The organism is Mesocricetibacter intestinalis (genome assembly GCF_004363295.1).
Classification (GTDB): domain Bacteria; phylum Pseudomonadota; class Gammaproteobacteria; order Enterobacterales; family Pasteurellaceae; genus Mesocricetibacter; species Mesocricetibacter intestinalis.
The window spans coordinates 348456-369362 of sequence record NZ_SNYQ01000001.1 but is presented as its reverse complement, the minus strand read 5'-3'; the positions used below and the strand labels follow the sequence as shown (position 1 = coordinate 369362).

The following is a 20907-nucleotide window of genomic DNA, read 5'->3' as shown; positions in this document are numbered from 1 at the left end:
AAAAAATCCGCCGTAATAACGGCGGATTTTAAATGCAGAGAAAAAATTATTTGATCACTCCGCAAGCCAGACGCGCACCACCGCCGCCCAGGGCTGCCGGGGTATCGGAATGGTTATCGCCGCCCACATGAATCATAATGGCGTGATTTTTAATTTGCTCAAGAGAAGTTAAACGCGGCGCCAGTACCGGATTGGTTGCCGTTCCGTCCGCATTTACCGTCAGCGCCGGTAAATCGCCCAAATGAGCGTCTTTCTGCCAAGGGAAACCGTGCTGTCCGCTTTTTTCCGGATCCCAGTGTCCGCCTGCCGCCAGTGCGGCAACCAATTTACCGTCTTTCTCCAACGGCGCGCAACTTGCATTCTGATGAATATGGAAGCCGTGCAGACCCGCAGGTAAACCTTTTAATTCCGGCGTGAAAACCAAACCGTAATCCGATTGAGTAACCCGGATATGCCCTGCCGGCGTATCTCCTTTCACCGGATCCAGAACATTTACTTCAATATTAATTGCAGGCTGTTCCGCTGTTTTTGCCGACTGAGCCCACACCGAAGCGGTGCAAACCGCCAAACCTAATGCGATAAGTGTTCTCTTCATAAAATATCCTTATATGATATGAGTAGGTAGATAAAAAACCGAACGGAGCCGAAGCTATTCAAACTCGTCCAGCCACTTTAATAAGACGGCTTCCAGAATCTTCTCATTGGATTTTTCCGGATCGTCGTCAAATTCTTCCAGCGCGCAGATCCAACGATGCATATCGGTGAAACGTACGCTTTTCGGATCTATGTCCGGATAGCGATCATATAATGCTTCCGCTATTTGCTGACTGTCCTGCCATTTCATTAGTGGTTCTCTTCCCTGGCGTGATTAATGGTATATTTTGGAATTTCCACCACCAGATCTTCATTACCAATCCGGCACTGGCAGCTGAGCCGACTATCTACTTCAAGCCCCCAAGCCTTATCCAGCATATCTTCTTCCTCATCACTGCTTTCATTCAGGCTGTCGCCCCCTTCACGAATAATGGTATGGCAGGTGGTACAGGCGCATGAGCCGTCGCAGGCGTGTTCAATCTCAATTCCGGCTTCCAGAGCGACTTCCAGTAAATTATCACCGGCGGCGGCATCCACAACCATGCCTTCCGGGCAAAGGGTTTCATGGGGAAGAAAAATAACTTTTGGCATAATGGGATTTCCTAACTTGCTTTCCTAATTTTCAATATCTTCAATTTTATGGCCGGTAAGCGCACTACGGATAGATTTATCCATACGGCGAGCGGCAAATTCCTGAGTAGCCGCATCCAGCGCTTTAATTCCCTGCTTAATTGCCAGGGCGTCCTTTTGTTGCTGTAACGTCTGTAATGCATCAAGTGCATTTTTGACCTCGGTTAATTCCCTTTCGTTCAGCAAATCTTTGTCATATTCAAGAGCGGACAATACGCTTTCTATAACACGCCGAGCTTCCACCCGCTGTTCTGCCAGTAAACGCGCATCAATATCCTGTTTTGCGTTTTCCATAGAAGATTTCAACATGGCGGTAATTTCATCATCAGTCAAGCCGTAAGAAGGTTTTACCTGAATCGATGCCTGTACGCCCGTGGATTTTTCCATTGCGGTAACACTCAGTAAACCGTCCGCATCTACCTGATAGGTAACCCGAATATGCGCCGCTCCGGCGGCCATCGGCGGAATGCCGCGCAAGGTAAAGCGCGCCAATGAACGGCAATCTTGCACCAATTCGCGTTCGCCCTGCACCACATGAACCGTCATGGCGGTCTGCCCGTCTTTAAAGGTGGTGAACTCCTGAGCGCGAGCCACCGGAATAGTGGTATTGCGCGGGATAATTTTTTCCGCCAAACCGCCCATGGTTTCTATTCCTAGAGAAAGCGGGATCACATCAAGCAGCAACATATCCGCATCTGGCTTGTTACCGACCAGAATATCCGCCTGTACAGCAGCGCCCAGCGCCACGACTTTATCCGGATCAATGGAAGTCAGCGGAGTACGGTTAAAAAAGCCGCCCACCTGTTCACGCACAAAAGGCACGCGGGTGGAACCGCCGACCATCACCACTTCGCACACAGCCTGCGCACCGACACCGGCGTCCTTTAAGGCTCGACGGCAAGCGGATAAGGAGCGTTTAACCAGAGGCGCTATCAGTAGATTAAACTGTTCGCGGCTGATTTCTCCCCGCCATTGCTGAAATTCAATGCTGCAACTCTGTTGCTCGCTCAGGGCTATTTTAGTTTGTGCCGCCAGTTCAAGCAAACGGCGTTTCTGCCTTTCGTCCTGCGCCTCTACGCCGGCTTGAGCCTGAATCCAGTCCGCCAGCAAATGATCAAAATCATCGCCGCCCAGCGCCGTATCGCCGCCGGTCGCCAATACCTCAAATACCCCTTTGGATAAACGCAGAATCGAAATATCAAAGGTGCCGCCGCCCAAATCATAAACCGCAATCACCCCTTCTTGCCCGCTGTCAAGACCGTAGGCGATAGCGGCTGCGGTAGGTTCATTTAACAACCGCAATACATTCAGACCGGCGAGTCTGGCCGCATCTTTGGTACTCTGACGCTGCGCATCATCGAAATAAGCGGGTACGGTAATCACAACGCCGGATAATTCTCCGCCCAAGCGTTGCTGTGCAATATGATTCAGCCGGCTTAAAATATCCGCCGATACTTCAATGGGACTTTTGTTGCCCTGGTCGGTTACAAATAAAGGTAAACCGTTTTCGCTAGCAATAAAGCGATAAGGCAGATTCGGATAACGTTGCTGTACATCGGCCAAACTTCTGCCGATTAAACGTTTTACCGAAATCACCGTATTATGAGGATCCGTACTGGCATCATTCAGTGCTGCCAGCCCAACCCGTTTGTCTTGAGCCGAATAATGTACCACGGAAGGGGTTAACGCCCGTTCCTCTTCATCCGCCAGAATTGATGCCTGGCCGTTACGAACCGAGGCCACTAAAGAATTGGTGGTACCCAGATCGATGCCCACCGCCAGCCGATGCTGATGGGGTGCGGCAGTCTGACCCGGTTCTGCAATTTGTAATAATGCCATGTTATTCTCTGTTTTGATTCTTATTGGTCGAATATTGATCTCAATTGCTATCGGATAATACCGGCCTCAGTTCGGATTAAGCCGGCAAAAAAACCTTAAAAAACGACCGCACTTTCGCTACAGTCAGTATGCCAACTGCTGTTCTTCCACATTATCGATTTCTTCCAGCAGCTTTTGCATAAAACGTAGTTTATCACATAAGCCGTCCGCCTGCTGCCATTGCTTTTGTGTCAATAATCTTTCAACTTCATTCAGCATTTCGCCCTGTTTTTCCTCGACTTCCCGGCGTAATTCGTCCAGGGCGTCCTGCGCTTTCGTCGCTGCGATTTCTTCCAATTGCTCGCGCCATTGCATCTGCTGCATCAGAAATGCCATATCATGGCTGCTTTTCTGTTCTGGATCCTTAACCTGCTCGCAGTTCAGGGCAATTATTTTTTCCGCACGCAAAATAGGATCTTTCAAAATTTGCAGTGCATCATTGATTTCCGCCGATTTCTGCATGGCCAGACGCTGTTCCTGCACGGAAGCTTGTGCGAAATTATCGGGATGAAGGGTTTTCTGAAGACGCAAATAACGTTGCGCAAGCAGGTTTTGATCAATAGCGAATTGTACCGGCAGATCAAACAGACTAAAAGGGTTGCTCATAGTTTCGCTCGAACCCATACTTAAACATTAAAACTTTCGCCGCATCCGCATTGATCTTTAACGTTCGGATTGGCAAATTTAAAACCTTCGTTCAAACCTTCTTTGACGAAATCCAGTTGGGTACCGTCCAGATAAACCAGACTTTTACTATCTACGATAATTTTTACATCACCCTGCTCGAATACCTTATCATCTGCATTCAGTTCATCGACAAATTCAAGTACGTAAGCCAGTCCGGAACAGCCGGAAGTTTTGATCCCTAAACGCAAGCCTATTCCTTTACCCCGGTTTTTTAAAAAAGTTTTAACCCGGTTTGCCGCACTTTCCGTTAATGTAATCGCCATTTTCTTTACCACCAGATATGAAATAAGCGCCCGAAAACTAACGAGCGCCGAGCATAAAAAATCAAGAGCCTTTTTTCGCTTTATAATCCGCAATCGCCGCTTTTATTGCATCTTCGGCCAAGATGGAACAATGGATCTTCACCGGCGGCAATTCCAGTTCTTCGGCGATTTGACTATTTTTTATCGCCTGGGCTTCGTCTAAGGATTTCCCTTTAACCCATTCGGTAATTAACGAACTTGAGGCGATCGCCGAACCGCAGCCGTAGGTTTTAAATTTTGCATCTTCAATAATGCCTTCGCCATTCACTTTAATTTGCAACTGCATTACATCACCGCAAGCCGGAGCGCCGACCATACCGGTACCCACATCCGCCGCTTTTTTATCAAATGCGCCTACGTTGCGCGGATTTTCATAATGATCGATGACTTTCTCGCTATATGCCATTTCTATATTTCTCCGTATTGAATTTGTTACTATAACGCCGACTTAATGGGCCGACCATTCGATGCTGGATAAATCGACGCCTTCTTTGTACATATCCCATAACGGGGATAATTCGCGCAATTTCTGTACCGCATTTTTTACCAGGTTAATGGTGTAATCGATTTCTTCTTCGGTAGTGTAACGACCGACGGTAAAACGAATGGAACTGTGCGCCAGTTCGTCATTCAGACCTAAAGCGCGTAAAACATAGGAAGGTTCCAAACTGGCGGAAGTACAGGCGGAACCGGAAGATACCGCAATATCCCGTAATGCCATCATCAGGGACTCCCCTTCCACATAGTTAAAACTGATATTTAAATTGCTGCCCACACGCTGTTCCATAGAACCGTTTACATGGGTTTCTTCAATATCTTTCAGCCCTTGGTATAGGCGATCGCGCAATGCGGTCAGGCGAGGCATTTCAGCGGCCATTTCCTCTTTGCAGATGCGATAAGCTTCGCCCATGCCGACAATTTGATGCACAGGTAAGGTACCCGAACGCATACCGCGCTCGTGGCCGCCGCCGTGAATAATAGCTTCTAAACGTACGCGCGGTTTACGACGTACATAGAGTGCGCCTATACCTTTCGGCCCGTAAAGTTTATGCCCGGACATAGACATCAGATCCACTTTGAGCTCGGCCAGATTAATAGGCAGTTTACCCACACTTTGCGTGGCGTCCACATGAAAAATAATTTTACGCTCGCGGCACAGCTCGCCGATGGCGGCGATATCCTGAATAACGCCGATTTCGTTATTCACGTGCATAATGGACACCAGAACGGTATCTTCGCGCATCGCTCCTTTTAAATCTTCCAAGTCGATTAAACCGTCCGCTTTAGGGGTGAGATAAGTTACTTCAAAACCTTCCCGTTCCAACTGGCGGCAGGTGTCCAGCACCGCTTTATGTTCGGTTTTACAAGTGATGATATGCTTACCTTTCGTTTGATAAAAATGCGCCGCACCTTTAATCGCCAGGTTGTCGGACTCCGTCGCCCCGGAAGTAAACACAATTTCCCGGCTGTCGGCACCGATTAGATCGGCAATATGATTACGCGCCACATCAACCGCTTCTTCCGCTTCCCAGCCGAATTTATGGGAACGAGAGGCGGGGTTACCGAAAATACCGTCCTTAGTCATATATTCCGCCATCTTTTTCGCTACGCGTTCATCCACCGGGCAAGTCGCCGCATAATCCAAATAAATTGGTAATTTCATTCTTCACTCCGTTTTTATTTTGCAGACCCGAGTAAAATTATTCGGGTCGATAATCTTTAACCGTTTATCAATAAAAGATTCTCGAAATCCTGATGTTTTTCTCTGCCGTGCATCTTTTCATGGTGCTGGCTGACCAGTTCTTCCAAGGTAATCTTATTTAAAAAACCTTCAATCCGATTACTCAGTTCTTCCCATAAAGAATGGGTCAGGCAGACTTTGCCGCTTTGACAGTTACCCTGGCCCAAACAGCGAGTTACGCTGATATTTTCATTCACTGCGGCAATAATCATACCGATAGAAATCTGACCGGCATCCTGTCCCAACTGATAACCGCCGCCCGGCCCGCGTACGCTTTTCACCAGACCATGTCGGCGTAATTTGGCAAACAGCTGTTCCAGATAAGAAAGGGAAATACTCTGACGCTCGGAAATATCCGATAAGGTTACCGGGCCGTCCCCGGAATTGAGTGCGATATCTAAAATTGCGGTAACCGCATAACGTCCTTTTGAAGTTAATTTCATGCTGCCTTTCCTTAATGAATCAAAATAATGTTCTAAATACTACATAACCTATTAAAATAGTCAACTATTATCCTTGTTAGCGATACGATATTTTTCCACCGCAGTTAACATTCCCTGCAAAATATTCAACTCATTGGTTTCTAAACGGGCGCGCTGGTATAAACGCCGCAGTTTAGGCATAACCCCTTGATTTTGAATGAATCCTAGCTGCCGATAACATTGCTCGGTATGGCTAAAAAAATGCTCGAGCTGTTGTGCCGTCGGATAAAGGGGCGGCTTATTACCGGTATCGCCTATGGCAGAAACAGGCATAACCTTATCCTGTTCCTGCTGTGTCTGTAACCATGCCATACGTAATTCATAACTGATTAATTGAACCGCCATCGCCAGATTCAGCGAGGAGTAATCAGGATTCGCCGGGATAGTCAAATGGTATCGGCATTTCATCAATTCTTCATTTAATAAACCGATACGCTCACGACCGAAAATAATGGCAACTTCTTCACCACCGCCTGCATGACGAAGGGCTTCAGCAGCACATTGACGCGGTTCAATAAGACTGTTCTGTAAATGACGCAATCTGGCGCTGGTACCTATGACTAAGGAACAATCGGCAATCGCCTGATCGAGATTTTCCGTTAGCCTTGCATTTTTTACCACATCTTCCGCACCGGCGGAGAGCGCCAACGCCTGTTGATCCGGGCTACATTTCGGAGCCGCCAGATACAGACGGCTGAGCCCCATGGTTTTCATAGCTCGTGCCGCCGAGCCGATATTCCCGCTGTGTGTGGTTTCTACCAGTACAATACGGATATTATTTAACATACACTTATATTCAAACTCAAAACTGGCGCTATTCTAGCATAATATCCTTTATATTTAGTCGGATTTAAAAAATTTTTTTCGCTGGAAAAAGCAACGGAGTTTCAATATAATGCAGGGCAAAATTTACTGAGTCGATTCGGCTTGTTGTTCTTTAAAATCCAGTGGAAAACCATTATGAATCCAATGTTAAATATCGCTATTCGCGCGGCGCGGAAAGCGGGCAATGTGATTGCTAAAAATTACGAACGTCGCGATGATATTAAAACCGCCGTCAAAGGTAACAACGATTATGTTACCAATGTCGATAAAGAGGCGGAAGCCGCAATTATCGAGGTGATCAAAACCGCCTATCCGGAACATACGATTATCACCGAAGAAAGCGGGGCCTTAAAAGGGCGGGACAACGATATTCAATGGGTTATAGATCCACTGGACGGAACCACTAATTTTATTAAAGGTTTCCCTCATTTTTCTGTCTCCATCGCCATTCGGGTTAAAGGTCGCACCGAAGTCGGCGTGGTGTACGATCCTATCCGTAACGAATTATTTACCGCCGTACGCGGCGCCGGTGCCAAGCTGAATGAAATGCGTCTGCGCATCGAAGCCAAACGAGATCTGCAGGGCGCGATTCTGGCGACGGGCTTTCCATTTAAACAAAACAAATATATGCCGCTTCAGTTTGAGGTGATGCAAGGGCTTATCGAGCAAGCCGCCGATTTCCGCCGCAGCGGTTCTGCCGCATTGGATTTATGCTATGTTGCCGCTAACCGTGTGGACGGTTATTTTGAAATAGGTCTGAAAGCCTGGGATTGCGCCGCCGGCGATTTAATCGTGCGGGAAGCGGGCGGTCTGGTAACGGATTTTAACGGCGGACATACCTATTTAACCGCCGGACATATTGTGGCGGCTTCTTCACGCATAGTGAAAGAAATTCTGAATAAAATTCAGCCTTGTTTAGGCGCCGAATTTAAAAACTAATCATTTATTAGAAATGAAAAGCCGGATCATTCAGTATCCGGCTTTTGTTTCTCCGCTCCGCTTCAGATTCGCTGTAAATAGTTTTCCAAGCTTTCCGTATCGCCCTTCCAACAACGCGCCAGTTCTGCAATCAATTCGCCGATATTATGGCTCCAGTCCGCCCTTTCCCGGTGCTGGGCCCGTTCCGCTAATTCGCGAATCCGTTTTAGACCCACCGATGCCGCAGCACCTTTGATTTTATGCGCACAATCCGCAACTCCGGCAGCAGCCGTACTCTCTTCCTGATAGCTGCGATAAGCGTTCTGCAATTCTTCCATATAATCCGGCATCGTCTGTGCGAATAAAGCCAGACTTTTACGCGCAAACGCAACGCCGAGCATATCTATCAGTTCTTCCAAGATAGAAAAATCAATAAAATCCAAGGCACTTTTTTCTTCCTTAGGAAGTCGGTTATATACAGCTACGCCGAGGCTCTCCCGTTCCTCGCCGAAATGTTCTTTCAAACAGGCGATCAACGCTTCCGGGAGCAGCGGCTTGCGTAATACGTCGTCCATTCCTTTGCGCCGATACTCTTCTTTATCCTGCATAAGGTTAGCAGTTAGCGCAATAAGAGGGGGCAGGTGTTCATAACGATCCTGCTCGTAATTCTGCCGCAAGCGATGAGCAATATCGAAACCGGACATATCCGGCAGAAGAATATCCAACAGAACCAAATCATAGCTGCTACGTTCGAATTTCTCGATGGCTTCCTGCCCTGAGCGGGCGACATCAACAAAATTCCCCAATTTCTCCAACAGGGTTTGAGCAACCAAAATATTCAGTTCTACATCTTCCACAAGCAGAATATGCAAACGGCTGACCCCCGCATGGGAGATTTCAACCTCGGATTGCGGCGCAATTTCGGCTTGAATGCTCAAAATAAAGGTAGAGCCTTCTCCCAGCACGCTGTGAACCTGTAAACTACCGCCCATAAGTTCGGCAAGGGTTTTCGAAATCGCCAGACCTATACCGCTGCCGGCCGGTTTATGTTTATTAAAACGGCTGTCCACCTGATAGTGCATGGCGAAGATTTTATCCAGTTCCTGCTGCGGAATACCTTGCCCCGTATCCTGCACGATAAAATGATATTCGCTTGCGCCCACCCGTTTAATTTCCAGATTGATTTCGCCCTTTTCGGTAAACTTCGTCGCATTACTCATCAGATTCCATAAAATCTGGCTTAACCTCGTAGTATCCAGCATCAGGCGGGAGGGAAAATCCTTCGCATAATGCATCTTAAATTGCAGATGTTTCTGCTCCGCCATCAATCGGCAAATATTGTGAATATCGTTTAGGAATGAATAAAAATCCGTTTCGGTACGATAAAGTTCTATACGTTGCGCATCGATTTTTTCAAAATCGATAATATCGTTAAAAATATTACCTAAAGATACCGCACTTACATTAATAGTATTCAGATAGTTCCGTTGCTGCTCGCTGAGTTCGGTATCCAGCAGAATACGGGTCAGCCCCATAATTCCGTTTAAAGGCGTACGCAGCTCGTGGCTGATGGTTGCCATCAGACGGGTTTTATTATCATTAGCCTGAGCCAGTCGTTGCTCCGCCAGAATTCTGTCTTTAATTTCCTGTTGTAATTCCTTCACCGAACGGGCCAGATGCAAACGGGATAACTCCAGCCTTTCCACCAGTAAGGTAAAGAAATAAATAACGAAAGGGGTCGAAATTAAGCCGAACAATATGGCATAGCTCAGGCTACGCCAATGTATTTCCCCCACGATCAACAAACTCATAATAATATGCGTGCATAATGCCAGAGCGGCAATCACGATAAAGCCCAGTAAACTGAACTTTAAACGTCCCAATTTGATTACCCAATCAACATAACGCTGAGCAAAATGTTTAACATTTTTCATAACCGATTTCCGATACTTAACTTTAACAGGCTGATATTTAAGCGAGTTTACTATGTAATCCGGAAAAAGCGAATACAGGGGACACAAAAAAGGCTCTGCCGTAAGCAGAGCCTGAATCGAGAATAGCCTTAGGATTAAATACCTATTACCGCGAATAATACGATAACACTATAAAGTGCGGCCAGGCCGTAAAAGATAAATCCGCCTGCAGGTACGTGCAGCTTAATATCGTGCATACCGTGATGGATACGGTGCAGACCCGCCCATATTGGGAAAATCGTTAATGCCAGAATAACTAATTTTCCGAACCAATGATGGGCAAAGGCGATAATATTATCCGGCGAAACCAACCCGAAAGGTAATAAAATGCCGAGGATAAAAATCAGCACCGGAAAAGCAAGCGCACTCACCATACCGCCGGCACTAAATAATAACCATACAGGCGGCTCGTTCGAACGTTTTGGATTCTGATTGACCATTTGATTCCCCCTAGATAAAGACCAGAATTAATGCAAGCACCGTAACCGCGGCAAATAATGCGCGCAATAAGTTACGAATCAACGGCGATGGCAGCCCCGTGGTACCGGCCATCACTTCCCCCGTCATATCAAACAGGGTAAAGGCGTGCAATAATAAACCCGCCAGGGAAATTACGTTCAAAATAACCACGATCGGATTCTGCAGGAAAGGAATAAAACTTCCGACAAAACCGTTATCTTTACCCAAGCAGGTAATTCCGTACAGCAATACGATACAGAACCACACGGTAGGTAATGCGGTCGCTTCGCGTAACATATAGAATTTATAAAAATCCCAACTCTTCCACCAGGTTGCGGTGACTTCACGTACATATTTCTTACGTTTACTTACTGTTGATGTCATAATTCCACCTTATGCCTTCGGTTTAAGCATTGAAATCAGATAGTCTTTCGCACTTTCCAATTTACCCTGGTTAATTGCCGCCGCCGGGTTAACGTGTTTAGGACAAACTTCCGAACAGGCGCCGACGAACGTACAGGACCAAACCCCGTTTTCGCCGTTAATAATCGGCATACGTTGCGCTTTACCGTTGTCGCGGTTATCCAGATTATAACGGTGCGCCATGGTTAAAGCGGCGGGACCGACGAATTCCGGATTCAAACCGAACTGCGGACAAGCGGCATAACACAGACCGCAGTTAATGCACATGGAGAATTGGCGATATTTTTCCAGCTGTGCCGGCGTCTGTTTGGTACGACTTTTAGCCAATTCGGAAGACGGATGCGGTTTACCGTCCAGTTCCGGCATTTTATTACCGATAATATAAGGTTTGATCGCTTCCAGACTTTCGATAAAGTGGCTGAGATCTACGATTAAATCGCGTTCAATCGGGAAATTAGCCAAAGGTTCGATACGCATATGACCGCTGTAATCGCGCAAGAAGGTTTTACAAGCTAATTTCGGTAAACCGTTTACCATCATCCCGCACGAACCGCAAATAGCCATACGGCAGGACCAACGATAAGCCAGTTCCGGATCCAATTTGTCTTTAATATAGCCCAATGCGTCAAGCAGAGAAGTTTGTGCGTCATAAGGCACCTGATAAGAACGCAGATAAGGTTCTTTATCAACTTCCGGATTATAACGTAATACTTCAACGTTCATTACTGTTTGATTAACCATTTGCATTCTCCTTAGCTTTCGCTTTTTCCGCCGCTTCCTGAGCCTCGGCTTCCGCACCGTAAACGCGTTTTGCCGGCTGAGATTTGGTGATTTTCACATCGCTGTATTCGATTCGAGGCGAACCGTTTTCATTATAGAATGCAAGAGTATGTTTCAGATAATTCACATCATCACGCTCGGTATAATCCAAACGCTGGTGAGCGCCGCGGGATTCTTTACGTTCAATGGCGGAATTCGCAATAGACTGAGCCACATCCAGAATATATCCCAGTTCAACGGTATATAATACGTTGGTGTTGAAGACGCTGGAACGGTCGGTAATGCGAATGCGTTTATAGCGTTCTTTCAATTCCGCAATTTTGTCTACCGCCGCCTGCATACTTTCCTGAGTACGATAAATACCGCAGCCTTCTTCCATCGCCTGTCCCATTTCGTCGCGAATATCGGACCAGGATTCGGTACCTTCCTGATGGAATAAATCCTCCAGACGACGAATCACATCCTGCGCCTGAGCATTAATCGCATTATGGTTAACATTATGATTTTCCACTGCACGCTGCGCCGCATATTCACCGGCGACTCGGCCCAATACCACCAATTCGGCCAACGAGTTGGAACCTAAACGGTTGGCACCGTGTAAACCGGAAGAGGCGCATTCACCCACGGCAAACAGACCTTTAATCCGAGTTTCGCTGTTGAAATCAACTTCGATACCGCCCATGGTATAGTGCACCACCGGACGTACAGGAATCGGCTGATTAACCGGGTTAACCCCTTCGTAAGCCTGCGCCAATTCACAAATGAAAGGTAAACGCTCGTGCAAATATTTCTCACCCAAATGACGCAGATCCAGATGAACCACATCCACACCTTTAGAGGTTTTCAATGTATTGCCCTTACGCCATTCCTGCCAGAAGGCCTGAGACACTTTATCGCGCGGCCCCAGTTCCATATATTTATTTTCAGGTTTGCCGATTGGCGTTTCAGGGCCCAGACCGTAATCCTGCAGATAGCGATAGCCGTCTTTATTCACCAGGATACCGCCTTCACCGCGACAACCTTCGGTCATCAGAATACCGGTGTTAGGTAATCCGGTCGGATGGTATTGAACGAATTCCATATCGCGCAGCGGAACGCCATGACGATAAGCCATAGATAAACCGTCCCCGGTAACGATACCGCCGTTGGTATTGAAACGGAAAGCACGGCAGCCGCCGCCGGTGGCGATAACCACGGCATTAGCGTTAATCTGCACCAAGGTACCTTCCATCATATTCATGGCGACCATACCGCGCGCATGACCATCGTCAACTAGGATATCTAAGACGAAATGCTCGTCGAAACGCTGAATCTGCGGATATTGAATAGATGTTTGAAAGAGAGTATGCAATAAATGGAACCCAGTTTTATCCGCGGCAAACCAAGTTCGTTCGATTTTCATTCCGCCGAAACGACGTACGTTCACATCACCGTCCGCTTTACGCGACCAAGGACATCCCCAACGTTCCAGCTGTGTCATTTCTATCGGTGAATGCTGTACGAAGTATTCAACGACATCCTGTTCGCACAACCAGTCCCCACCGGCAACAGTGTCCTGAAAATGCTTGTCGTAAGAATCCTCTTCTTTAATTACGGCTGCTGCGCCGCCTTCCGCCGCCACAGTATGGCTGCGCATCGGGTAAACTTTAGAAACTAATGCAATCTTCAGGTTAGGGTTTGCTTCCGCGGCTGCAATCGCTGCACGTAATCCGCCGCCGCCTGCACCGACGATCGCAATATCGACATTTACAATTTGCACGATATTCTCTCCAATCTAGATAAAATAAAAAAATAAAAACAAGTTCAACCGCATCTTTTTATAAGATTGAGTTATTCTGCCATTATTTTCGCGGGTAACTAACTCTTTTTTGTTAAATACGGCATAAAAGTTATACTTTTGTGATCTAACTCAAAAAAGCCTGTTCGCGCGTTAATAATCATTATTATTCCCGTCTTTTTCCTTAATAATCATTTTAATAAATAAATTTTCCCGCCCGGAGGGAATTCGTATTAGAATAGCGGTTTTCTTCATCACTACGGGCTTTATTATGTTTGAACAGGAACATTGGCAGCCGAGCGCATCGATTCAGAATCTGCTGGCACGAGCAAAAATTATTAACGCTATCCGCCGCTTCTTTACCGAGCGGGGATTATTGGAAGTGGAAACGCCGGTATTAAGCGAATTCGGTGTTACCGATCTGCATTTATCTACCTTCAGCACCGAATTCATCGCGCCTTTTCATCATCAATCGAAAACCCTGTGGTTAAATACCAGCCCCGAATATCATATGAAAAGGTTGCTGGCCGCAGGCAGCGGTGCGATTTTTCAGCTGTGCCGCGTATTCAGAAATGAAGAAGCGAGCCGTCGCCATAATCCGGAATTTACCATGCTGGAATGGTATCGTCCCCATTTCGATATGTATCGCCTGATCAACGAAGTGGACGATTTATTGCAGAATATTCTGGATTGTCCGCCGGCCGAAAGCTTAAGTTATCAATTTGCCTTTCAAGAATTTGTCGGACTGGATCCGCTTTCTGCGGAAAAAGAAGAACTCATCGCCAAAGCCGAGGAACAGCATTTTATTAATGCCCCACAAGAGGATCGGGATACCCTGCTGGAGTTTCTGTTCAGTACCCTGGTAGAACCCAATATCGGCCGGGAACAACCGGTGGCGGTATATCATTTTCCCGCCACACAGGCGGCACTGGCCCAAATAAGCCCCGAAGATCATCGGGTGGCCGAACGCTTCGAATTCTATTACAAAGGTCTGGAACTGGCGAACGGTTTTAACGAGCTGACCGATGTGAACGAACAGCTCAGTCGCTTTGAACAGGACAATCGCCTGCGTGAAAAAGCCGGTTTACCGCAACGGGAAATCGACCGTCGCCTATTAGCCGCATTACAGGCCGGTATGCCGAACTGCGCCGGTGTGGCTCTGGGCGTGGATCGATTGCTGATGATTGCACTGAACGCGCAATCCATTGATGAGGTGATTGCCTTCGGCATCAATAACGCCTGAGCCTGACAATAAGCCGTTGCGGTGCGACGGCTTATAATTTTTTGATCGAATCCCGTAACACTAAGCGCGGTTCCAACAAAAAAGTGCGGTTATTTTCCGCCGAGTTTTTTATGCGCTGTAATAAGCGCTCCACCGCTAAGCGACCCAATTCTTTTTTCGGCTGGTGAACGGTACTGAGCGGCGGCGCAAGATAGGCGGCCAGTTCAATATCATCATAACCGATTAGCGACATATCTTCGGGAATCCTTAAATTATGTTTCCACAGGCTGTGATAAGCGCCCACCGCAATGGTATCGCTACAGGCAAATACCGCCGTCGGCGGCTGCGCCAATGAGAGCAGCTTGTCCATTCCCTGCATTCCGCCCTGAAAGTCAAAGTGGCTCTCCACAATCCATTCCCGCCGTAGCGGAATTCCGGCTTGACGCAGGGCTTTTTTATACCCCTGCAGGCGGTTGCGGGCCAGAGATTTCTTTAGATTACCGGTAATGATACCTATGCGTCGATGTCCCGCATCAAGCAAAGCCTGTGTAGCGAGAAAACCGCCGTACGCCGAGTTTTCAAAAATTTTATCCGCACCGAGTTCCGTCGGCCACCAGTCCATCACCACCAGCGGCAGATTCAGATTCAACCCCGGCCCGGAAGCCAATCCCGTATCGGTACACATCAGTAGCAAGCCGTCTACTTTTTTCTGAACCAGGGTTTGCAAATTATGCTGTAATCTTTGTTCGTCCCCTTCGGTAGTGGCCAGAATCAGGTTGTACTGGTGCTGCTGACAATATTGTTCGACCCCCGCCATCACTTCCATAAAAAAAGGATTATTGGTGGCGGTAACCAGCATACCTATGGTTTTGGTTTCTTTCACTTTCAGACTGCGCGCCAGTGCGGAGGGCGTATAGTTTAGAGATTCCACCACCTGCATAACCTTTTCCCGGATTTCATCGCTGACAAAACGCGAATTATTGATCACATGCGAAACCGTGGAAGTCGAAACCTGCGCTATCCTTGCAATATCCTTCATCGTCGCCATAAAAACACCTGTAAAACCCACCGCACTTTTATTAAATCATCAACCTCACTACGCCTGCGTCGCCGCTAAAAAAGCCAAAATTTCCTCCCGGTAAGGAATGGAAGGTTGTGCGCCTTTGCGAGTAACACTAATGGCCGCCGCCGCATGGGCAAAACGAATCGCTTGATTAAGCGACTTATCCTCGGCCAATGCGGTCAGCAATGCGCCGTTAAAGGTATCGCCGGCGGCTGTGGTATCTGCGGCTTTAACCCGAAATCCGGCAATAATCCGTCCTTCTCCGCCGCTACTGACAAACACACCCTTTGCCCCCAGCGTAATCAGTACGGTTTCAATGCCCTGTCGGTGAAATACCGCCGCCGCTTGAGCGGCGCTTTGTTCATCGCTAACCTTAATACCGGTCAAAATTTCCGCTTCCGTTTCATTCGGGGTGATCATATCCACCAAATGCAGTAATTCTTCCGGCAAAGGCCGCGCCGGCGCAGGATTCAACACTACCCGAGTATGATGAGCTCTTGCCAGCTTCGCCGCATGGATAATCGTATTCAGCGGGCTTTCCAGCTGCATCAGCAAATATGCCGAAGCCGCAATCCCGTCGGCAAACTTTTCCACCTGAGCTTCATTCAGGCAGGCATTGGCACCGGCGGAAATAACAATACTATTCTCCCCCGTATCCGCCACCTGAATCAGAGCCACTCCGCTTGTCTGTCCCGACACTTCCTCAACGGAGCGGGTATCTATACCGTCTTCGGCAAACGCCTTTTTCATCGCCCGACCGATATCATCCGCACCGATACAGGCGATAAAACCGACCTTTGCACCGGCTCTTGCCGCCGCTACCGCCTGATTCGCCCCTTTACCGCCGTATGCAATATGATAATCGCTGCCCGCCAGGGTTTCCCCCGGTTTTACGAAGTAAGGCACGCTGATAACATGATCCGCATTAATACTGCCCAATACGGTAATAGCTTTCATAACAGACTCCGATTTTCCCTGAGCGCCGATCGCCGGCCTGATTGATAATAGATTGATAATTAAAGGTTTATCCTCTGAAAAAACGGCGCTTCGACATAAAATACAACAGTCCGAGGCGCCGCACTCAAGCTATATATTATTTTTCAATAACCTTGAGATCTACCGGAATTTTAGCTTCCACGCTTTCACCCTTTAACAGGCGATCTGCGGTTACCACCCCTAAAGCGCCGATCAAATCCGGCTGCTGAGCGATAGTCGCCGCCAGTTTGCCGCTTTTTACCGCATTAATCCCGTCTTCCGTACCGTCGAAGCCCACCACAAGAACCTCTTTATTCGCCGCTCTGATGGCACGCAAAGCACCCAACGCCATTTCATCATTCTGAGCAAAAATGGCTTGTACATCGGATTTACTCGCTAACAGATTTTCCGTTACATTCAGTCCTTTCGTACGGTCGAAATCCGCCGGCTGACTGGCCAGCATATTAAATTTATGCGCTTCGATCGCCTGTTTAAATCCCTCGCCCCGTTCACGTGCGGCAGAGGTTCCAGCAATACCTTCCAACTGAATAACCTTAGCGCCCTGTCCTAATTTAGCCGCAATAAAATCACCCGCCATTTTTCCGCCGGCGACATTATCGGAAGCAATATGGCTGACGACTTTTCCTTTCTCCGCACCGCGATCCAAGGTGATTACCGGAATATTATTACGGTTGGCAATGGCTACGGCGTTCCCCACCGCCGCCGAATCGGTCGGGTTAATCAATAATACTTTCGCGCCGCGTACGGTTAAATCTTCAACATTCGCCAGCTCTTTCGCCGGATCGTTTTGCGAATCAAGCACCACCAGTTTATAGCCTAATTCATCGGCTTTTTTCTGGGCGCCGTCCTTTAAGGTTACAAAAAACGGATTATCCAGCGTAGAAACCGCCAAGGCGATGGTATCCTGGGCCAGTGCGGCAGCGCTTGCGGTAAGGCCGAACATAATTGCCGAGGCGATTGTAGTTAATTTTTTCATTCGAATCTCCTTCAAGATCATGGTTAGAGTTTTTTAGTTCCCAGGTAGTTATCGGCCAAAACCGCCGCCAGAATAACCAAGGCTTTTGCTATCATTTGATAGTAAGAAGAAATATCCAGTAAATTCAGGGCATTATTCAAAAATCCGATAATCAACGCACCTATTAATGTGCCCATAACACGCCCTTTACCGCCCATCAGACTGGTTCCGCCCACGACCACTGCGGCAATGGCATCCAGTTCGTAGGATACGCCCGCTGTAGGTTGGGCGGAAGATAAGCGCGAAGTAACTATTAATCCCGCCAGTGCGGACAGAAAACCGCTCACGGCAAAGACAAACACTTTGATTTTATTTACATTAATTCCGGAAAGCTGGGTCGCCGCCTCATTGCCGCCCAGGGCATAAATATAACGGCCGATAGGGGTATGCTTTAAGATATACCAAGCCAATGCAAATACCACCGCCATAATCCAAATCGGTAACGGAATAGCAAACAAATAACCGGTGCCTAAAGCGGCAAAGGTATCCGCCCCTTCGGAAAAGCCGGTACTTATCGGGCGACCGTCGGTATATACCATAGTAATACCGCGCAATAACGTCATGGTAACCAAGGTGGCGATAAAGGCCTGAACCTTCCCTTTCGCAACAATCACACCGCTGATACCGCCGAGCAGAGTCCCTATTAGCAACACCGCCGGTATCACCAAAAAGACCGGCAGCTCCGCACTCACCATCGAGGCGGCAATGGCGCCGGTTAACGCCAGTACGGATCCGACGGATAAATCAATGCCGGCGATTAAAATTACAAAGGTCATACCTACCGCAATAATCGCATTCACCGAGGTCTGACGCAAAATATTAAGAATATTATCAACACTGAAAAAATCCGGATTAATCACCGAAACAATAGCTATCAGAATCAATAACGCAATGATCGAACGCTGTTCGAGCAAAAATTTTCCCATTTGAAATGATTTAGTTTGAGAACCCATAAAAATACCTTTAAATCAGACCGCACTTTTACCGATAGCGGCGGCTAATAATTTTTCCTGTGTCGCTTCGGCTCGGGAGAATTCGGCTCGAATTTGTCCGCCTCCCATCACCAGAATACGATCGCTCATTCCCAATACCTCGGGCATATCGGAAGACACCATCAGAATGCTCAAGCCGTCTTTTTTAAATTCGTTGATCAGCTGATAAATTTCCTTTTTGGCTCCGACATCCACACCGCGGGTGGGTTCGTCCAAAATCAGTACGTTAGGGCGCGTCATCAATCCTTTGGCAATAGCCACCTTCTGCTGGTTACCGCCGGATAACAGACCGATCTGCTGATCCCGCCCCGGAGTTTTAATATTGAACATCAAAATAAAGTCGTCCACCGCCATTTGCTCCGCCTGATGACGCAAACTGCCGCCCTTGGAAAAATATTCGAGCGAGGTCAAAGACATATTTTCTTTTACCGACATACCTAAAATAAGTCCGTCGCCCTTACGATCCTCGGAAATATAAACGATCCCGCTATTCAAACCGTCCTGTGGGCAACGGTTATCCAATGTTCTGCCGTTTAAACGAATCACTCCGGCGGTTTTAGGTAAGGCGCCGTACAACACTTTCATCAGTTCGGTGCGCCCGGCCCCCATTAAGCCGGAAATGCCCAGGATTTCACCCTTATGCAATTTAAAGGACACCTTATCCACTCCCGGCCCGCAAACATTTTCAACTTCAAGTAATAATTCGCCCGGCGCCTGCTCCAGATGGGGATACTGCTCTTCCAAACAACGCCCGACCATCATTTCAATCAGCTGATCTTCATTAATTTCACTGACCTGCCGTTCACCGATAAACTGCCCGTCGCGCAAAACCGTAACATCATCACAGATTTCAAAGATTTCTTTCAGGCGGTGAGAAATATAGACAATTCCGCAGTTCTGCGCCTTAAGCTCACGGATAATCTTGAACAGCGCAGCGGTTTCCGTATCGGTCAGCGCATCGGTGGGTTCGTCCATAATAATCACCTTAGCGTCAAAACTGAGCGCCTTAGCGATTTCCACCATTTGCTGTTCGCCGATCGCCAATTCGGAACAAAGGCGATCACTGGCGTATTTAATATTCAGACGTGCCAGCAGCTTATCCGCTTCCGCTTTCATTTTGCGCCAGTCCACCGCTCCCCAGGGCGTTCTGAATTCGCGACCGAGAAAAATATTCTCCGCAATGGTTAAATTGCCCACCAGGTTCAATTCCTGGTGAATAATGCTGATACCCGCTTCCTGCGAATGCTTCGGATTTTTGAAACAAACTTCCCGTCCCAAATATTCAATGCTGCCGGCATCTTTACTATAAATACCGGTCAGTACTTTCATCAGGGTGGATTTGCCTGCGCCGTTTTCCCCCATCAGCGCCATCACTCTACCGGCATAAACGGATAAACAGGCATTACTCAGGGCTTTCACACCGGGAAAAGATTTATCAATAGCGCTGATTTTCAGTAATTCGTTATGCACCGTTCTTTCCTCTTAAAAAGGGACGCCCGAATATAAAATCACGTTGGCATAGGGTGAACATTCGCCGCTGCGTACAATGGCTTTGCCCTCACCGGCATAGGTTTTAAATTCCGTATGGCTGACATAATCCAGCTTAATCCGATTCCCCTGTTCCCTTTCCTGTCGTTCGATGCGGGCCAAAAGAGCGGTCAAAATCTGCGGATTTTTTTGTTTAATTTCTTCTGCCAGCACAATCCGCTCCACATACATCTCCGTCAGTACCGCTTCCAGGGTTTGTAGAAAAGTCGGGATCCCTTTTATCAGCGCCAGATCAATGCGCTGTACCGAATCCGTTATCGGCAATCCCGCATCACAGACGGTTATCCCCTCTGTATGCCCTAAGGTGGCGATACAATGGGATAATTGTGCATTTAATATGCCCGTTTTCTTCATTCGTTTTCTCCAATTAAAGACATCGAAACGTTTCGATGGACATTGAGGCTTACTATAAAAGGAAAATCGCTAAAGGAAAAAATGATTTTTTCAGAATTGTGAGGCGGATCAAAAAATTTCGTCCCTACCTAAAGTAAGGAAAAATTTCTTGAAAAACGCCGAAGCATAGAGGAAGTGTTAGATCAACGGCCTCATAATAAACCTAGAGGAACCTTAGTTATGCACCTACTGAGCGCTCCCGTACAGGC

Annotated in this window: 23 protein-coding genes; 2 read left to right on the top strand and 21 right to left on the bottom strand. The window is 47.5% G+C overall.

The genetic code is table 11. The annotated features are described in order from the left end of the window. Window positions 1-46: 46 nt before the first annotated feature. From sodC to trmJ, 10 genes are all read right to left on the bottom strand, one after another. The gene (sodC, locus tag EDC45_RS01710) at window positions 47-595 is read right to left on the bottom strand and encodes a superoxide dismutase family protein (RefSeq protein WP_133542839.1); all 549 of its coding nucleotides are present in this window, start codon (window positions 593-595) and stop codon (window positions 47-49) included. 54 nt (window positions 596-649) lie between these two features. Beyond that, window positions 650-844 carry a Fe-S cluster assembly protein IscX gene (iscX, locus tag EDC45_RS01705; RefSeq protein WP_133542837.1) on the bottom strand — a complete coding sequence of 65 codons (195 nt, stop codon included), beginning with the start codon at window positions 842-844 and terminating at the stop codon, window positions 650-652. Continuing rightward, window positions 844-1185 carry an ISC system 2Fe-2S type ferredoxin gene (gene fdx / locus EDC45_RS01700; protein ID WP_133542835.1) on the bottom strand — a complete coding sequence of 114 codons (342 nt, stop codon included), beginning with the start codon at window positions 1183-1185 and terminating at the stop codon, window positions 844-846. The genes iscX and fdx overlap by 1 nt, the downstream gene beginning before the upstream one ends. Before the next feature lie 24 nt (window positions 1186-1209). Beyond that, complete coding sequence (hscA, locus tag EDC45_RS01695) at window positions 1210-3063, bottom strand: Fe-S protein assembly chaperone HscA (protein WP_133542833.1); 1854 nt, start codon at window positions 3061-3063, stop codon at window positions 1210-1212. 123 nt (window positions 3064-3186) lie between these two features. Beyond that, window positions 3187-3708, bottom strand: coding sequence for a Fe-S protein assembly co-chaperone HscB (gene hscB / locus EDC45_RS01690; protein WP_133542831.1), 522 nt, complete (start codon window positions 3706-3708; stop codon window positions 3187-3189). A 20-nt stretch (window positions 3709-3728) separates the two neighbouring features. Then, a complete protein-coding gene (iscA, locus tag EDC45_RS01685) occupies window positions 3729-4052 on the bottom strand; it encodes an iron-sulfur cluster assembly protein IscA (protein ID WP_133542829.1) in 324 nt (107 codons plus the stop codon). A gap of 61 nt (window positions 4053-4113) precedes the next feature. Then, window positions 4114-4497 carry a Fe-S cluster assembly scaffold IscU gene (gene iscU / locus EDC45_RS01680; protein ID WP_133542827.1) on the bottom strand — a complete coding sequence of 128 codons (384 nt, stop codon included), beginning with the start codon at window positions 4495-4497 and terminating at the stop codon, window positions 4114-4116. Window positions 4498-4539: 42 nt separating this feature from the next. Then, window positions 4540-5754: an IscS subfamily cysteine desulfurase gene (locus tag EDC45_RS01675; protein ID WP_133542825.1), complete on the bottom strand. Its 1215-nt coding sequence runs from the start codon at window positions 5752-5754 to the stop codon at window positions 4540-4542. A 56-nt stretch (window positions 5755-5810) separates the two neighbouring features. Continuing rightward, on the bottom strand, window positions 5811-6275 hold the full coding sequence (iscR, locus tag EDC45_RS01670; protein ID WP_133542822.1) for a Fe-S cluster assembly transcriptional regulator IscR: 465 nt from the start codon (window positions 6273-6275) through the stop codon (window positions 5811-5813). Between the two features lie 60 nt (window positions 6276-6335). Continuing rightward, window positions 6336-7100, bottom strand: coding sequence for a tRNA (cytosine(32)/uridine(32)-2'-O)-methyltransferase TrmJ (gene trmJ / locus EDC45_RS01665; protein WP_133542820.1), 765 nt, complete (start codon window positions 7098-7100; stop codon window positions 6336-6338). Window positions 7101-7274: 174 nt separating this feature from the next. Between trmJ and suhB the strand changes: the two genes are divergently transcribed. After that, entirely contained in the window at window positions 7275-8078 is an 804-nt protein-coding gene (gene suhB / locus EDC45_RS01660; protein WP_133542818.1) for an inositol-1-monophosphatase, read from the top strand. Between the two features lie 62 nt (window positions 8079-8140). On the opposite strand, the gene EDC45_RS01655 is transcribed toward suhB, so the two are convergent. The 5 genes from EDC45_RS01655 to frdA form a co-directional block, all read right to left on the bottom strand. Then, on the bottom strand, window positions 8141-9991 hold the full coding sequence (locus EDC45_RS01655; RefSeq protein ID WP_133542816.1) for an ATP-binding protein: 1851 nt from the start codon (window positions 9989-9991) through the stop codon (window positions 8141-8143). A 134-nt stretch (window positions 9992-10125) separates the two neighbouring features. Beyond that, window positions 10126-10470 carry a fumarate reductase subunit FrdD gene (frdD, locus tag EDC45_RS01650; RefSeq protein WP_133542814.1) on the bottom strand — a complete coding sequence of 115 codons (345 nt, stop codon included), beginning with the start codon at window positions 10468-10470 and terminating at the stop codon, window positions 10126-10128. A 10-nt stretch (window positions 10471-10480) separates the two neighbouring features. Further along, complete coding sequence (frdC, locus tag EDC45_RS01645; protein ID WP_133542812.1) at window positions 10481-10873, bottom strand: fumarate reductase subunit FrdC; 393 nt, start codon at window positions 10871-10873, stop codon at window positions 10481-10483. 9 nt (window positions 10874-10882) lie between these two features. Next, window positions 10883-11653: a succinate dehydrogenase/fumarate reductase iron-sulfur subunit gene (locus EDC45_RS01640; RefSeq protein ID WP_133542810.1), complete on the bottom strand. Its 771-nt coding sequence runs from the start codon at window positions 11651-11653 to the stop codon at window positions 10883-10885. Further along, complete coding sequence (gene frdA / locus EDC45_RS01635) at window positions 11646-13451, bottom strand: fumarate reductase (quinol) flavoprotein subunit (RefSeq protein WP_133542808.1); 1806 nt, start codon at window positions 13449-13451, stop codon at window positions 11646-11648. The genes EDC45_RS01640 and frdA overlap by 8 nt, the downstream gene beginning before the upstream one ends. 289 nt (window positions 13452-13740) lie before the next feature. Here frdA and epmA point away from each other — a divergent pair, with 289 nt between their 5' ends. Next, entirely contained in the window at window positions 13741-14712 is a 972-nt protein-coding gene (epmA, locus tag EDC45_RS01630) for an elongation factor P--(R)-beta-lysine ligase (RefSeq protein WP_133542805.1), read from the top strand. A 31-nt stretch (window positions 14713-14743) separates the two neighbouring features. On the opposite strand, the gene EDC45_RS01625 is transcribed toward epmA, so the two are convergent. The 6 genes from EDC45_RS01625 to rbsD form a co-directional block, all read right to left on the bottom strand. Next, a complete protein-coding gene (locus tag EDC45_RS01625; protein WP_133542803.1) occupies window positions 14744-15739 on the bottom strand; it encodes a substrate-binding domain-containing protein in 996 nt (331 codons plus the stop codon). A 48-nt stretch (window positions 15740-15787) separates the two neighbouring features. After that, a complete protein-coding gene (rbsK, locus tag EDC45_RS01620) occupies window positions 15788-16711 on the bottom strand; it encodes a ribokinase (protein ID WP_133542801.1) in 924 nt (307 codons plus the stop codon). A gap of 136 nt (window positions 16712-16847) precedes the next feature. Beyond that, window positions 16848-17726, bottom strand: coding sequence for a ribose ABC transporter substrate-binding protein RbsB (gene rbsB / locus EDC45_RS01615; RefSeq protein WP_133542799.1), 879 nt, complete (start codon window positions 17724-17726; stop codon window positions 16848-16850). Between the two features lie 23 nt (window positions 17727-17749). After that, entirely contained in the window at window positions 17750-18718 is a 969-nt protein-coding gene (gene rbsC, locus EDC45_RS01610; RefSeq protein WP_133542797.1) for a ribose ABC transporter permease, read from the bottom strand. Window positions 18719-18733: 15 nt separating this feature from the next. Next, window positions 18734-20227 carry a ribose ABC transporter ATP-binding protein RbsA gene (rbsA, locus tag EDC45_RS01605; RefSeq protein WP_133542795.1) on the bottom strand — a complete coding sequence of 498 codons (1494 nt, stop codon included), beginning with the start codon at window positions 20225-20227 and terminating at the stop codon, window positions 18734-18736. A gap of 12 nt (window positions 20228-20239) precedes the next feature. After that, complete coding sequence (rbsD, locus tag EDC45_RS01600; RefSeq protein ID WP_133542793.1) at window positions 20240-20659, bottom strand: D-ribose pyranase; 420 nt, start codon at window positions 20657-20659, stop codon at window positions 20240-20242. Window positions 20660-20907 lie beyond the last annotated feature (248 nt).